At 33.0% G+C, this 15,273-nt stretch carries 15 protein-coding genes; 12 read left to right on the top strand and 3 right to left on the bottom strand.

The features are described 5' to 3' along the window. Positions 1-68: 68 nt before the first annotated feature. The 4 genes from murB (at position 69) to DW1_RS11345 (ending at position 3,695) form a co-directional block, all read left to right on the top strand. On the top strand, positions 69-959 hold the full coding sequence (murB, locus tag DW1_RS11360; RefSeq protein WP_143474417.1) for a UDP-N-acetylmuramate dehydrogenase: 891 nt from the start codon (positions 69-71) through the stop codon (positions 957-959). 92 nt (positions 960-1,051) lie between these two features. Next, positions 1,052-1,783, top strand: a complete 732-nt coding sequence (locus DW1_RS11355) for a PHP domain-containing protein (protein ID WP_074350738.1) — start codon at positions 1,052-1,054, stop codon at positions 1,781-1,783. Between the two features lie 19 nt (positions 1,784-1,802). Further along, positions 1,803-2,660 carry an RNase adapter RapZ gene (gene rapZ / locus DW1_RS11350; protein ID WP_074350737.1) on the top strand — a complete coding sequence of 286 codons (858 nt, stop codon included), beginning with the start codon at positions 1,803-1,805 and terminating at the stop codon, positions 2,658-2,660. A 12-nt stretch (positions 2,661-2,672) separates the two neighbouring features. After that, a complete protein-coding gene (locus DW1_RS11345; RefSeq protein ID WP_074350736.1) occupies positions 2,673-3,695 on the top strand; it encodes a gluconeogenesis factor YvcK family protein in 1,023 nt (340 codons plus the stop codon). Between the two features lie 20 nt (positions 3,696-3,715). Here the strand turns inward: DW1_RS11345 and DW1_RS11340 are convergent, their stop codons facing one another. Next, the gene (locus DW1_RS11340) at positions 3,716-4,384 is read right to left on the bottom strand and encodes a beta/alpha barrel domain-containing protein (RefSeq protein ID WP_074350735.1); all 669 of its coding nucleotides are present in this window, start codon (positions 4,382-4,384) and stop codon (positions 3,716-3,718) included. Positions 4,385-4,646: 262 nt separating this feature from the next. On the opposite strand from DW1_RS11340, the gene DW1_RS11335 reads away from it, so the two are divergent. Continuing rightward, entirely contained in the window at positions 4,647-6,035 is a 1,389-nt protein-coding gene (locus DW1_RS11335; RefSeq protein ID WP_074350734.1) for a tryptophanase, read from the top strand. A 132-nt stretch (positions 6,036-6,167) separates the two neighbouring features. Here the strand turns inward: DW1_RS11335 and DW1_RS11330 are convergent, their stop codons facing one another. Continuing rightward, complete coding sequence (locus DW1_RS11330) at positions 6,168-6,710, bottom strand: hypothetical protein (RefSeq protein ID WP_074350733.1); 543 nt, start codon at positions 6,708-6,710, stop codon at positions 6,168-6,170. Between the two features lie 285 nt (positions 6,711-6,995). After that, positions 6,996-8,033 (bottom strand): M42 family metallopeptidase, encoded by a 1,038-nt coding sequence (locus DW1_RS11320; protein ID WP_074350731.1) that lies wholly within the window; start codon positions 8,031-8,033, stop codon positions 6,996-6,998. Between the two features lie 189 nt (positions 8,034-8,222). Between DW1_RS11320 and DW1_RS11315 the strand changes: the two genes are divergently transcribed. The 7 genes from DW1_RS11315 to DW1_RS11285 all read left to right on the top strand — a co-directional run bounded on the left by DW1_RS11315 (position 8,223) and on the right by DW1_RS11285 (position 15,182). Next, positions 8,223-8,627 (top strand): NUDIX hydrolase, encoded by a 405-nt coding sequence (locus DW1_RS11315; RefSeq protein ID WP_074350730.1) that lies wholly within the window; start codon positions 8,223-8,225, stop codon positions 8,625-8,627. Positions 8,628-8,655: 28 nt separating this feature from the next. Beyond that, positions 8,656-9,615 (top strand): DNA-binding protein WhiA, encoded by a 960-nt coding sequence (gene whiA, locus DW1_RS11310; RefSeq protein WP_074350729.1) that lies wholly within the window; start codon positions 8,656-8,658, stop codon positions 9,613-9,615. Next, complete coding sequence (locus DW1_RS11305) at positions 9,616-9,882, top strand: HPr family phosphocarrier protein (RefSeq protein WP_074350728.1); 267 nt, start codon at positions 9,616-9,618, stop codon at positions 9,880-9,882. A 154-nt stretch (positions 9,883-10,036) separates the two neighbouring features. Continuing rightward, positions 10,037-10,930 carry an HD-GYP domain-containing protein gene (locus tag DW1_RS11300; protein WP_074350727.1) on the top strand — a complete coding sequence of 298 codons (894 nt, stop codon included), beginning with the start codon at positions 10,037-10,039 and terminating at the stop codon, positions 10,928-10,930. Beyond that, positions 10,927-11,115 carry a hypothetical protein gene (locus DW1_RS11295; protein ID WP_074350726.1) on the top strand — a complete coding sequence of 63 codons (189 nt, stop codon included), beginning with the start codon at positions 10,927-10,929 and terminating at the stop codon, positions 11,113-11,115. The genes DW1_RS11300 and DW1_RS11295 overlap by 4 nt, the downstream gene beginning before the upstream one ends. Before the next feature lie 261 nt (positions 11,116-11,376). After that, entirely contained in the window at positions 11,377-14,865 is a 3,489-nt protein-coding gene (locus tag DW1_RS11290) for a DNA polymerase III subunit alpha (protein ID WP_074350725.1), read from the top strand. A 119-nt stretch (positions 14,866-14,984) separates the two neighbouring features. Then, complete coding sequence (locus DW1_RS11285) at positions 14,985-15,182, top strand: hypothetical protein (RefSeq protein ID WP_074350724.1); 198 nt, start codon at positions 14,985-14,987, stop codon at positions 15,180-15,182. The last annotated feature ends 91 nt before the right edge of the window (positions 15,183-15,273 follow it).

Here is a 15,273-nt window from a genome sequence, read left to right as displayed (position 1 = left end):
ATATACTAAAATATATGATATTGCTTGTATGGGAGTTGATGATGTTGGATAAAAACCATGTTTATAGAATGTTTAGGAGCATAATTGAAAAAGGAACTGTTTTAACAGATGAATCTATGAGCAAGCACACATCTTTTAAAATTGGAGGTCCTGTAGATGTTTTTGTTATGCCCGGAACAATAGAAGAGTTAGCTAGATCAATTAAACTATGTAAAAATGAAGGACTAAAATATTTTGTTATGGGAAATGGAAGTAACCTAGTTATTAGAGATAAGGGATTGCGTGGAGTTGTTATAAAAATTTCAGAAAAAATGAGCAATATAAAAGTGGAAGGTACAAGAATAACTGCAGAAGCAGGTGCTCTATTATCGGTAGTGTCAAAGGTAGCACTTAGAAACTCACTGTCAGGACTTGAATTTGCAAGTGGGATACCTGGTTCTTTAGGTGGAGCAATAGCTATGAATGCAGGTGCCTATGGTGGAGAAATGAAGGACGTAGTGACAAAGGTTTTATGCTTAGATACTGATGGAATCTTCATAGAATATGAAAATAAAGATATGAATTTTGGATATAGACAAAGTAGGGTTCAAAGTGAGAACTTAATAGTTGTACAAGTGGAAATGGAGCTGAAGGAAGGTAAATACGAAAATATAAAGGCTCATATGGATGAACTTACTGAAAAGAGGACATCAAAACAGCCACTAAATCTTCCGAGCGCAGGAAGTGTATTTAGAAGACCTGAAGGTCATTTTGCAGGAAAATTAATCGAAGATGCAGGGTTAAAAGGGCTTAGATTAGGAGATGCACAGGTTTCTGAAAAGCATAGTGGCTTCATTGTAAATGTGGGAAATGCAACAAGTGATGATGTAGTTAACCTTATTAAAGTAGTTCAAAAGACTGTATCAGATAAGTTTGGAGTAGAACTTGAAACAGAGGTTAAGATTATGGGAGAAGAGTAAGGGAAACTATGGTATTAGGTTTGAAGTTTGCTTAGTATTTTTTAGTATTTTATTGATATATGCAAAATATGAAAAGTTGAAGGAGGCTACTAATGAGAATTACAGGGGACTACCATACGCATACTATATATAGTCATGGAAAAGGTACTATTAGAGAAAATGTTGAGAGTGCAATAAAAAAGGGGCTTAAGGAAATAGCCATATGCGATCATGGACCAAGGCATGCAGGCTTTGGAGTTAAGAGAAGAAACTTTCAAAAAATGAGAAATGAGATAGATGATTTAAACAAGGAATATAAAGACATAAATATTCTACTGGGAGTAGAGGCAAATATTGTAGGTTATGATGGAGAAATAGATGTAGATGAAGAGATAATCAATCTGATAGATATACTCTTGGTTGGCTTCCATTTTGGAGCAGTTCCAAGGTCTATGGGTGATGCCTATAAAATGTTTGTATTAAATTATCTAGGTAAACACTCTAAAAGTATTGCAGATAAGGCTAGAAAGCTAAATACTCAAGCATTAATCAAGGCAATAAATAGATACGATATTGATTTAATTACCCACCCAGGGGCTAAAGTGGATATTGATACTAAGGAATTAGCAAAGGCTGCATTTAAAAGAGGAACTGCTTTAGAAATAAATGCTAGTCATGGCTTTTTAACTGTTGAATATATTAAAATTGCAGCTCAAGAGGGTGTAAAATTTATGATAAATAGTGATGCCCATAAACCTGAGGATGTAGGAAAGGTAGAGAAAGGAATAAAAAGGGCACTAGAGGCGAACCTAAGTGTAGATAGAATAATAAACGCTGTTAATTAATTGAGAGAGGTGCTTTATAATGAAGTTTATTATAATAACTGGTCTTTCTGGCGCAGGAAAGAGCCAAGCAGTTAGAGTGCTTGAAGATATAGGATACTATTGTATGGACAACCTGCCACCTGCATTATTACCTGACTTTGCAGACTTATGTCTATACTCTAAAAGAAATATCGAGCAGGTTGCAGTAGTTGTAGACATAAGAGGAGGCAAGTTTTTTAATGACTTGTTTAAAAGCCTTTATGATTTGGAAGAATCAGGATTTGAATATAAGATATTGTTTTTAGATGCATCAGATGAAGTGCTTATAAAGAGATTTAAGGAGCAAAGAAGACCCCACCCTCTAAGTACCGAAGGTAGGATAATAGATGGTATTGAAAGAGAGAGGGAAAAATTAAATGAAGTTAAAATGAAATCTAACTATATTATAGACACTTCAAATCTAACATCTGCTATGCTGAAAGAAGAAATAAAGAGCATTTTTGTAGAAGGTAAGGAAGCAAAAAATTTAACTGTATCAATAGTATCCTTTGGATTTAAAAAAGGAATTCCATTAGATGCAGACCTTGTATTTGACGTCAGATTTTTACCAAATCCTTTCTATATTCCTGAACTTAAGGACTTTACTGGAAACGACGAGAATGTGAGAAACTATGTAATGAAATGGGAACAGACTAATACATTTATTGATAAGCTAATAGATATGGTAGACTTTTTAATTCCTTATTATATAAAAGAAGGTAAAAGTCAGTTAGTTATAGCTATTGGATGTACTGGTGGAAAGCATCGTTCAGTTACTATAGCCAATGTACTATATGAGGACTTGAAGGAAAAAGGATATAGGGTTATTATGAATCATAGAGATTGTGAAAAAACATAAAGGGGAAATAGTATGAAATTAACTAATAAAACATATTTTAAAAAGAAAAAGCTAGCACTTGCCCCAAGTGTAGTAGTTATAGGAGGTGGAACTGGTCTTTCAGTTTTGCTTAGAGGATTAAAAGAATTCACTTCTAATATTACTGCTATTGTGACAGTGGCTGATGATGGTGGGGGCTCTGGAATTCTTAGAGAGGATTTAGGTATGTTACCTCCAGGAGATATTAGAAGCTGTTTACTTGCTCTTGCTAATACTGAGCCAGCTATGGAGAAACTTTTACAACATAGATTTAAAGAAGGAATGCTTAAAGGTCAGAGCTTTGGGAATTTATTCATAGCCGCAATGAATGAAATATATGGGAACTTTGAGACTGCTATTAAAGAGATGAGCAGTGTACTAGCTGTCACAGGTAAGGTTCTTCCTATGACATTGGAAGATGTTAAGCTTTATGCTAAGCTAGAAGATCAACATATTATAGAAGGTGAATCAAGTATACCAGTAAAAAATGGCGAGTATAAAAGCAAAATAGATCATGTGTATATTAGACCAGAAAAGGCTAAACCTGTAGATGACGCCTTAGAAGCCATTAGGGAAGCAGATTGTATAGTATTAGGCCCTGGAAGTTTATATACAAGTGTGATTCCAAATCTTCTAGTTGAAGGTATCGTAGAGGAAATAGACAAATCTCCTGGGATTAAGATATATATATCTAATGTCATGACTCAACCAGGTGAGACTGATAATTATGGCGTTTTAGATCACATAAAAGCTATTATTAAGCATTCTAAAACGGATATAATAGATTATGTCATAGCAAATATTGAAGAAATACCAGAAGATACCCTAAGCAAATATATTAAAGATGGAGCAAGACCAGTAATTATTACAGAAGAAGAAGAGAAAAAGCTTCAAGAAATGAATATTGAAGTTATTAAGAATCATCTTATAGATATTAAAAAGAATTACATCAGACATGATGCTGTTAGTCTTAGTGAAATAATTATAGATTTAGTTTCGAAAAAGAAAAAGAACTGAGGGGTTTGTCCTCAGTTCTTTTAGAGTTCTCCCCTATATTTGTTCATTAGCTCAGAGAACAATTCAGGAGAAGTTGGTGGAGTATAAGTTATTGCATTGGCTCCTGCTTCTATAGTCTTTAATATGCTTTCATCGGTAGGACCACCAGTAGCGATAATAGGTATATCAGGAAAGTCCTGTCTTATGGAAGCAACAATTTCAGGAGTTTTGTTAGCTCCAGATACATTTAATATAGTTGCTCCAGCTTTAATTCTTTCAAGAATATCCGTATTAATTGTAGTGACTGTAACTACCACTGGGATGTCAATAGTATCTGCTAACTCTCGCACTACATCGTTTGTAGTAGGTGCATTTACTACTACGCCTATTGCACCCTGAAATTCAGCATGTAATGCAAGGTTAACAGACCTCTTGCCAGTGGTAATGCCACCTCCAACACCACAGAATACAGGTACAGAAGCAGCAGTCATTATAGCTTGAGTTATGACAGGTTGTGGAGTGAAAGGATATACAGCCATTATAGCATCAGCATTTATATTTTTTAATATTGCTACATCAGTAGAAAATACTAGTGAACGAATCAATTTTCCATTAACTCTTATTCCAGATGCCTTATCGATTACCTCAGGCACATAAATAATGTTTCTTTTCAAATAACTTGAGATTACAGGTATTTTTCTATTTTCCATACTCATCTCCCATAATAAAATATAATGTGCTCCATTGAAGTAATTTAATTATAGCATCACGATGATAAAAAATCTATTAGAATTTATTTAATAGTAAAGAGCTTATATAGTTATGCACATGCTATGAAGGTGTTCAGAATATTATTAAAAAATAGAAATATAAAGGAAATAAAATTTCTTTATAGAATAAGTTATATGTAGAAATTTTGAAGGCTTTAAACAATTTTAGTGGTTTAAATCGATAAAGTAAAGGGGGATTTTTATGAGTGAAATCTATGCAAAAATGGCAGAGCCATTTAAGATTAAAATGGTTGAAAACATAAGATTAATACCAAAAGAAGAAAGAATAAAGAAGATACAAGAAGCTGGCTACAATCAATTTGCATTAAAATCAGAGGATGTATTCATAGACTTACTCTCTGATAGTGGAACTGGCGCTATGAGTGATAATCAATGGTCTGGGCTAATGCTAGGCGACGAAGCATATGCCGGCAGCAGAAACTTCTATAACTTACAAGATACTGTTCAAGAAATAATAGGATACAAATACTTTGTGCCTACACATCAAGGTAGAGGTGCAGAAAACATTCTATTTCCATTATTAATCAAACCAGGTCAATATGTTCTAGGAAACATGCACTTTGATACTACTAAGGCTCATATAGAGCTTAAGGGAGGAAGAGCAGCAAATTTCGTAATAGAAGAAGCATATGATACTCAGAAAGAACATCCATTTAAAGGGAACTTTGATCTAGAAAAGCTTGAAGCCTTCATTAATGAAAAGGGTGTAGAAAACTGTGCTTTTATATTGATTACGGTTACATGTAATAGTGCAGGAGGGCAACCTGTTTCTATAGAAAATATAAAAGCTGTAAAAAATATAGCTGATAAATATGGTCTAAGGGTATTTTTTGACTCTGCTAGGTTTGCTGAAAACGCTTTCTTTATAAAGCAAAGAGAAGAAGGATATAGGGATAAAAGTATTAAAGAGATAGTAAGAGAGATGTTCTCCTATGGTGAAGGCCTTACTATGAGTGCTAAGAAAGATGGCATAGTAAACATGGGTGGTATGGTAGCTATTAAAGAGGATGAAGCTCTATTTGATGGGGTAAGACAGATGGTAATTCCTATGGAAGGCTTCCCAACCTATGGAGGATTAACAGGTAGAGATATGGAGGCCTTAGCTAGAGGTATTAGAGAAGCAATTGAAGAGCCTTATCTTCAAACTAGAATAGGTCAAATTGAATACCTTGCTAAGAGACTAGATGATGCAGGAATACCGATTCAAAAACCTGCTGGAGGTCATGCAGTATTCGTAGATGCTAAAAAGCTATTGCCACATATACCATATTATCAATTCCCAGCTCAAGCACTATGTGTAGAGTTATATATTGAAGCTGGAGTTAGAGGAGTCGAAGTTGGCTCATTTTTATTGGGAAGAGATCCTGATACAGGAGAGCAGCTAGAATCTCCACTAGAGCTACTTAGACTTACTATACCTAGAAGAGTATATACAAACAATCACATGGATGTAGTAGCAGAAGCTTTAATCAATATTGCTAAGAGAAAAGATGAGCTTAAGGGCTATGAGTTTACTTATGAACCAAAGGTACTAAGACACTTTATAGCTAGACTGAAGCCTGTGGAATAAAGATGTTCTAAAAAAGTTAAACTGTCATTATGGGGGTTAGTGAAGGATATATATAGTCTTCCCTAACCCTAGTTCTTGTCAGTCAGGACATTAATTAAGAGTGCCTTATGGTGACGTTTAGAGTAATACTTTTTAATGCTTTTTATATTTTTCCTCCAATAAACTAGATATCAAAATTCCTGCACTTTTTTTATCTAGAGTAGATAAATCAATTTCCTTTTTCAAATCACTAGATAGCTTTAAAATAGTATCTACCTGTCTTTTGGTAGGAGGTTCATTAAAAAAATCATTAGGAATATAGGTAGAAGATTCATAGGAGCTACTCAAAGCTTCTTCTGAATCTAAATTAATTTCTTCTATTGCAGTCATGCCAACATTAGTCAAATCTCTTAAGGCTCGTGCTTTAGCCCGAGTAGATGCCATTCTAATAATATGAGGCTGAATTTTGGAATTCACAGAGGCTGGACTTGCATCACCATAGTCAATAAAAGTTCCCTTGTCAGTAACTACCGTAGCCTTACAGATAGCAGTCATGTTATTCTCTTTTGTTGGTGCCTGTACCAGCTCTACATGTATTGATTTTAAATTTTTCTGATGTGCTAAATCCAAAAGACCCTCATATGTTACAAATGACTTTCCTTGAAGATTTATAATAAATTTTTCATTAATCGACATAAAATCACCTTTTTATTTTATTTTGCTACTTTTATATGTAATTAAACATCTTAATAAAGTAAAGGAATGCAATTGTTGGATAAAAAATACGACCCGGAAGAGTCGTATTTAGTAGTTATTACTATTTTTTTAATATAAATATCTAAAGCTTTAATTCCTTTTTGGACTAATCTTATTAACAAAACTAAGCAATAAAAAGAAAGAGTCCAAACTCCTAAAATAAAGATTATATTAAGAATTCCTAGCTTACCAAAGATATTCATAGGTTATCCCCTAAACCCTATGTTATTCTGCCAATAAATAATTGATAGCTAGCTTAATAGTATTCTCAATAGCATCCTTATGAGTTCTTTCATGAGAGTGTGAAGCATCTACTCCAGGTCCAATTAAGCCATGTTTAAACTCCCATCCAGCTCTTAATGCAGCACTTGCATCTGAACCATAGTATGGATATATGTCTATTTTATAATTAATATTATTTTGCTTTGCGATTTTTACTAATTTGTTTTTTAATTCTAAATCATAAGGACCACTTGAATCTTTAGCACAAATAGTGACACTGAACTCATCAGATGTCTGACCATCTCCAGGAGCAGCCATGTCGATGGCAATGAACTCAGCAGTTTTTTCTGGTATAGAAGCAGAAGCACCATGACCTACTTCTTCATAATTGCTTATAAAGAAATGAGTTGTATATTTTGGTGTTAAATTATTGTCTTTAAAATACTTTGCCACTGCAAGTATAGCTGCTACTCCTGCCTTATCATCTAAATGTCTAGATTTAATGAATCCGCTTTCAGTTACTGTAGTTCTTGGGTCAAGGAATACAAAATCTCCAACAGAAATCCCAAGCTTACTAACATCTTCTGCAGACTTAACTTTTTCATCAAGCCTAATTTCTATACTATTTTCGTTTCTTTCAATCTTACTTGTTTCTCCACCGTGAACATGAGTAGAAGCCTTAGTTGTTAAAATAGTTCCAGAATATTCTTTACCATCTGAAGTTTCTACTACACAGTACTCCCCTTCTATAGTATTCCATGAATAGCCACCGATTTGTGTTATCTTAAGCCTACCATTGCCCTTAATTTCCTTTACCATTGCTCCTAGGGTATCAATATGACCAGATAAAGTTCTATGGATATTATCATTTTCACCCTTTATAGTAGCTATCAAGGCTCCTTTTTTAGTTCTATATGTATCAATGCTAAGCTCCTTAAATTCATTCTCTACAACATCCATAACTGTCCTAGTATTGCCTGTAGGGCTTGGAGTCTTTAGAATCTTAACGAGCTTATTAATACAATATTGCATATCAACCATTTGCTAAACCTCCTTGGAAAATATTATATATAATCTAATCTAATTTAATTCTACATCAAATAATTTGAATAGTAAATAAGACAATATTTAATGACTCTTGGATGGTTGAAAGATTTTGACTTATGTGATAATTTAATTGTATATATATTTAAATATTAGATACGGATTTTTAGCATAGGGGTGTTTCACATGAGAAATGAAATAAGCGCAGGAGGGGTTGTAGTCTTTGGTAATGCTATATTATTGCTAAGAAAATATAATGGAGACTGGGTTTTACCTAAAGGGAAAGTAGAAATTAATGAAGATATTGCAGAAACAGCCATTAGAGAGGTACTAGAAGAGGGAGGAGTAAAAGCCAACATTATAAAGTATTTAGGAAAAATACACTATACCTTTAGGAATACAAGAGAAGAAGCTGAGATAGTCAGTAAGACAGTACACTGGTTTCTAATGGAGGCAAGAAGTATGGAATGCATTCCACAAAGACAAGAAGGCTTTGTAGATGCATTATTTGTTCACATTAATAGAGCAAGTCAAATAGCAAAGTATGAAGACGAGAAAAAAATAATTATCAAGGCTATACAAAGTATGTAATAGAATTCTTTAATGGTAGGTGTGGCATATGTCTTTTTCATCAAAAACTAAAAACGAATTATCTAGGATACAAACAGAAAACAACTGCTGTATATTGGCAGAATTAGCTGCACTTATTAGAATGAGTGGTTCAGTTCAAGTTAGTGGCTTAAGCAAAGTAAGTCTTAAATTTACAACAGAAAATGCAGCTATTGCTAGGAGAATATTTTCTTTACTTAAGTCATTATATAGTGTGAACACTGAAGTGATGGTAAGAAAGAATAAACAATTAAAAAAGAATAATAGTTACTTAATAATTGTAAGCAACTCAAATGATGTAGAAAAAATTCTTTTAGATTCAGGAGTATTAAAAAAAGATAACAAGAAACAATATGTTATAAACTATGGTATACCTAAGAAATTAGTAGAGAATAGATGTTGCAAAAGGTCATATATAAGAGGAGCTTTTTTAGGAGGAGGATCTATTAGCAATCCTGAAAAGACTTATCATCTTGAATTTGTTACTCATAATGAGCAGCACAGCAAGGACTTATCTAAGTTAATAAATACATTTAACCTTAACTCAAAAATAGTATTGCGTAAAGAGTGTTATGTAGTGTATCTTAAAGAAGGGGAACAGATTGTGGATCTTTTAAATATTATGGAAGCACATTCTGCTCTACTTAAGCTTGAAGATATAAGAATACTCAAAGAAGTGAGAAATAATGTAAATAGGTTAGTGAACTGTGAAACTGCTAATTTAGAAAAAACTATAAATGCATCCCTAAGACAGATACACAACATTGAATATATAGATAAAACAATAGGAATAGAGAACCTACCTGAAAACTTAGTTGATATAGCACGGTTAAGGCTTTCACACCGTGATGCCAGTCTAAAAGAACTGGGAATGATGCTCACTCCAAGTATCGGGAAATCTGGGGTGAATCATAGACTAAGAAAACTTGAAGAAATCGCAGAGCAATTAAGAGAGAGGAGGAAACTATAAATGATTACAAAAATAGCAAAAATCAAAAATAGCGTAGGACTTCATGCAAGACCTGCAGCATTATTTGTAAGAACTTGTACTAAATATAGAAGTGATATTTTCGTAGAAAAAGACGGGAAAAAGGTTAATGCAAAGAGTATTATGGGCATAATGGCGTTAGGTGTATACCCTAATGAAGAGATAAAGATAATAGTAGATGGAGTTGACGAAGAGGCAGCTATAAAAGATATAATGGACTTAATTGAAAACAGATTAGATCAACAATAACAGGAGAATTCCTTAATATTTGACAGAAAAGTAACAATTTATAGGCTAATATTCCTAATTTGGCAGGAATTGACGTGAAAAAGTCGATTTATTGTATATAATCATGTATAATGTTAAATTAAGAGATCTAATTTTTAAGGGGAGACACTAAACTATGATATTTTTGCCATTAAACATGATTAAAGAAGGAATGATAAATGCTCGGCCTATATATACGAGTAGAGATTTTATATTACTTGATGAAGGTGTTGTAATCAAAAAAAACTATTTGGATAAGCTTTTAGAGTTAGGAATAAATTGCATATACGTAAGGGACGATTTAGGTGATAAAGAGATAATTCATGATACTGTTAGAAAAGAGCTAAGGATGGACTCTTACTCGGTCATAAATAGAATAATGAATAATATTTGCTGCTTTGACGAAAGTGAAGTAGAGAGGATAAGAGGTATCATTACTGGCATAGTCGATATTTTACTAGAAATAGAAGATGTTTTAGTAAATCTTTGCGAAATAAGGGCAATAGATAACTATACATATGGACATAGTGTAAATGTGTCTATATTATCTATGATAACAGCTTTAAATTTAGGATATGATAAGGAAAAACTGATAGACTTAGGTATAGGAGCATTGCTTCATGATATAGGGAAAACTAAGCTTTGTTTAGATATACTAAACAAGCCTTCTAGTCTTACTAAAAGTGAATTTGAACATATAAAAAAACATACTATACTTGGATATGAGATTCTAGATAGTGTTAAGAATTTAAGCTTTGATTCGAAAATAATTGCATTGTCTCATCATGAAAGATATGATGGTAATGGATATCCTCACAACATAAAAGGTGATGATATTCATGAATTTGCTAGAATAGTTTCAATTGCTGATGTGTATGATGCTTTAACTAGCAACAGAGTATATAGAAATAAAATAAGTGCGGATGAAGCTTTAGATTACATTGCTTCTGTATCAGGAAGTCAGTTTGATGATAAAATTGTTGAGAATTTCATAAGCAATATTGTCAGACATCCAGTAGATTGGGTATGATACTGAATAGGGGCTTTAAAGGATATGTAGCTTCCAATAAAAAGAACTATATATCAAGACCTACAGTGAGAATGCTATATAATAATATAGGAGAGAAGTTAAAGGCTCTATACTTAATAGATTTATTTGAGTCAGAAGATTCTATTAAAGTAGCTGGAGTTGTAGATGATATTGAATTATTTTAAATATACAAAATTGTAACTAAATATGTGTTTTGATATAATGAAGGTAGTGGAATACACTATCTTTTTTTATGACCTAACCCGATTTTCTGAATGTCTTTTTCAGAAAATCGATGGTAGGTCAAACGCAATGAGCACCAAATTTATGTGAGCATCAGCGAACAAATAAATTTGTGTAGCGAGACTGAGGAAAATGACCTAACCCGATTTTATGAATGCTTCACTACTTATGTCAAAAGCTTTATTTCCAAAGGAAGTGAGAATATGAGTAATAATCTAAAAAGCAAATTTGTACATCTTCATGTCCATACCCAATATAGTCTTTTAGATGGTGCTTCTAGGACAAATAAGCTCATAGATAGAGTCAAAGAATTAGGAATGGATAGCATAGCCATAACAGACCATGGGGTAATGTACGGAATAGTAGACTTTTATAAAACTGCTGTTAAGAAAGGGATCAAGCCTATATTAGGCTGTGAGGTATACATATCAAAGGGGAAATATACTGAAAAGGATCCTAATAGGGATAAAAGTCAGTATCACCTTGTTCTTCTTGCTGAAGATATGGAGGGATATTCTAACTTAATTAAAATAGTATCAGAAGGTTTTGTTAATGGATTTTACTATAAACCAAGAGTAGATTATGGAGTACTTAGAAAATATAGCAAGGGAATAATTGCGTTAAGTTCATGTTTAGCAGGAGAAGTACAGCAATATATTAACGATGGAAATTATGATAAAGCAAAGCAAACTGCCTTAATATATAATGATATTTTTGGGCAAAACAATTTTTTTCTAGAGCTTCAGGACCATGGCATAAGGGAGCAAAAGTTAATTAATCAACAGCTATTAAGACTTAGTAGAGAAGAAAATATTCCACTAGTAGCTACAAATGATGTCCACTATATAAATAAGGAAGATTCAAAATTTCATGATGTACTTCTATGCATACAAACTGGAAAGACATTAGACGATGAAGATAGAATGAAGTTTCCTTCTTCTGAATTCTATTTAAAATCATATGAAGAAATGTATGCATTGTTTGGCAGCTTTGATGATGCTATATCAAATACAGTAAAGATAGCAGAAAGATGCAATGTGAAGTTAGACTTTGATACCCTACATTTACCAGGCTTTAGTGCACCTGAAGGGTTAACAAATCAAGAGTATCTAAGAAAACTTTGCTATGATGGCTTAAAGATGAGATATAAGAATATAACTCAAGAGTTAATAGACAGACTTGAGTATGAAATAGAGACTATTGAAAATATGGGCTATGTGGACTATTTCCTTATTGTCTGGGATTTCATAAAATATGCAAAGGATAATGGAATTATGGTAGGGCCAGGTCGTGGTTCTGCAGCAGGAAGCCTAGTCTCCTATACATTAGGAATTATAGACATTGACCCAATAAAGCACGGTTTAATATTTGAAAGATTTTTAAATCCAGAAAGAATATCTATGCCAGATATAGATATTGATTTTTGCTATGAAAGAAGAGAAGAAGTAATAGATTATGTAATATCTAAATATGGGGCTGATAAGGTGGCGCAAATTGCAACCTTTGGTACTATGGCTGCAAGAGGTGCCATAAGAGACGTAGGTAGAGCAATTAATATGCCTTACGGCGAAGTGGATTTTATAGCCAAGCAAATACCAATGGCAATTGGGATGACGATAGATAAAGCATTAGAAATAAATAAAAAGTTGTATGAATTATATGAAGATAATGACTCTGTAAAAGAACTTATAGACCTAGCAAAGGCTGTTGAAGGCTTACCTAGACATACTTCCACCCATGCTGCGGGAGTAGTTATCTCCAAGCTTCCTATTACAGAGTATGTTCCACTGGCAAGAAATAATGACAGTATAATTACACAATTTACAATGACTGAGCTTGAAGAACTAGGTCTACTAAAAATGGATTTCTTAGGTCTTAGAACACTTACTGTTATAAGAGATGCAGTAAGACTTATAGAGGAAAATCACGGGGTAAAAGTAGATTTCTCAAATTCTAACTATAATGACCCAAATATTTATAATATGTTTGCTAAGGGAGAAACTCTAGGTATATTCCAATTTGAAAGCTCAGGAATGAGACAATTTTTAAAAGAACTTAAGCCAACTGGCTTTGAGAATATAGTAGCTGCAAACTCATTATATAGACCTGGGCCTATGAATCAGATACCTAGATATATAGAAAATAAAAACAATCCTGAGTCTATTGAATATTTACATCCTAAGCTAGAACCTATCCTTAATGTCACTTACGGTTGTATGGTATATCAGGAACAGGTAATGCAAATAGTAAGAGATATAGGCGGCTTTTCTATGGGACGCTCAGACTTAGTACGAAGAGCAATGGGAAAGAAAAAGATGGATGTAATGGAACAAGAGAGGAAACACTTTATTTATGGTAAAGTCAATGATAAAGGGGAAATAGAGATACCTGGAGCCATAAGAAATGGAGTAGATGAAGAGACTGCTAATAAAATATATGACTTGATGATAGATTTTGCAAACTATGCATTTAACAAATCTCACTCTGCTGCATATGCAGTGGTAGCATATGAAACAGCTTGGCTGAAGTATTATTATCCTGTTGAATTTATGGCTGCGTTAATCACAAGTATTATGGGAAATACAAACCAAGTTTCACTCTACATCCAAGAGTGTAAAAGACTTGGTATAAAAATACTTCCTCCTGATATTAATGAGAGCTATTCAAAATTCACAGTAAAAGATGGAGCTATTAGATTTGGCTTAGCAGCTATTAAAAATGTAGGTGCTTCTGCAATCGATTCCATAGTAAAAACAAGAAAAAGAGGCGGGAAGTTTCTTAGCTTTGTAGACTTTTGCCAGAGAGTGGATTTAAATGTAATAAATAAAAGAATGATTGAGAGCATGATTAAATGCGGAACCTTTGATTCTCTAGGAGCTAATAGAGCACAGCTTTTAGCCATATATGAAAGAATATTAGAAGGCATGAATCAAGACAGGAAAAGAAATGTGGAGGGGCAGTTTTCATTATTTGAAGTTATAAGCCCTGAAGATAATCCAGATATAAGTCTAGATATATTGCCAAATATTAAAGAATTTCCTGAAAGGACTTTATTATCAATGGAAAAGGAAATGATAGGAGTATACATTAGCGGACATCCCCTTTCATCCTTCACAGAAGAACTAAAAAGAATTTCAAATGTGACAACCTTTGATATAAGTGAAGCAGTAGATAATATAGGTTTAAGTACAGGCTCAGTAGGTGACGGAAACAAAGTTATCATAGGAGGAATAATAGTAAAAAAACAGAATAAAATTACTAAAAATAATAATATGATGGCATTTGCAACCTTAGAAGATTTATATGGTACAGTAGAGCTTATTATATTCCCTGCAACTTTTGAAAAATACAATAAGTTTATATATGAAGACAGTATTGTAATAGTAGACGGAAGGTTAAGCATTAATGAGGAAGAGGACCCTAAGATAATAGTTGAAACTATTAAACCTCTTGTTAAGACTAAAAAAGAAAAGATGTATATAAAAATACCTAGTTCAAAACCTATTAATTTTCTTGAGGATATAAAAATGGTATTATCTCAGTATAATGGAGCAGTGCCTGTTTATGTATATATTGAAAAGAATAAAAGTACTTTTATGGCAGATAGAGATTTATGGGTAGATGTTGAAAATAGTGAACTTTTAAATAAACTTGAAAGCTTGCTAGGGAAAGATTGTGTAAAAGTTTGCTAATCTATAAAATTATAAACTATAGTGGAAAATTATTAATTTATGGTATAATATGCTTATAGTATCCATTTATAATAATATTCATCAAATAACTATAGAAATAGAAGCTTTGGAGGTCAAATATGTGGACAGCAATATACATGGTAGAAGGTGCTGAAGCAGCTAAAGAATTAGGAGAGAAACTTAAAGCTGAAGGGTTTCTAGTTAAGGTAAAGCCATTTGCGAAAGAGGGAGACAATATAGTTTACAAAATCCTAGTCCCAGAGTTTGAGGCAGACGATGCTCAGACTGTTCTAATAGATTTAGGTTTAGGATACTAAGGCAATTTTAAAACTCGTATTTAATTAAAAACAATAAATTTTTAAATAGCCTGGGACATTTAATGACCATAGTGGCTTAAAGGAGGATTTT

It is taken from the genome of Proteiniborus sp. DW1, assembly GCF_900095305.1.
Lineage (GTDB): Bacteria > Bacillota > Clostridia > Tissierellales > Proteiniboraceae > Proteiniborus.
Note: the sequence above shows the minus strand (reverse complement) of the source record. Positions and strands in the feature narration are given on the sequence as shown.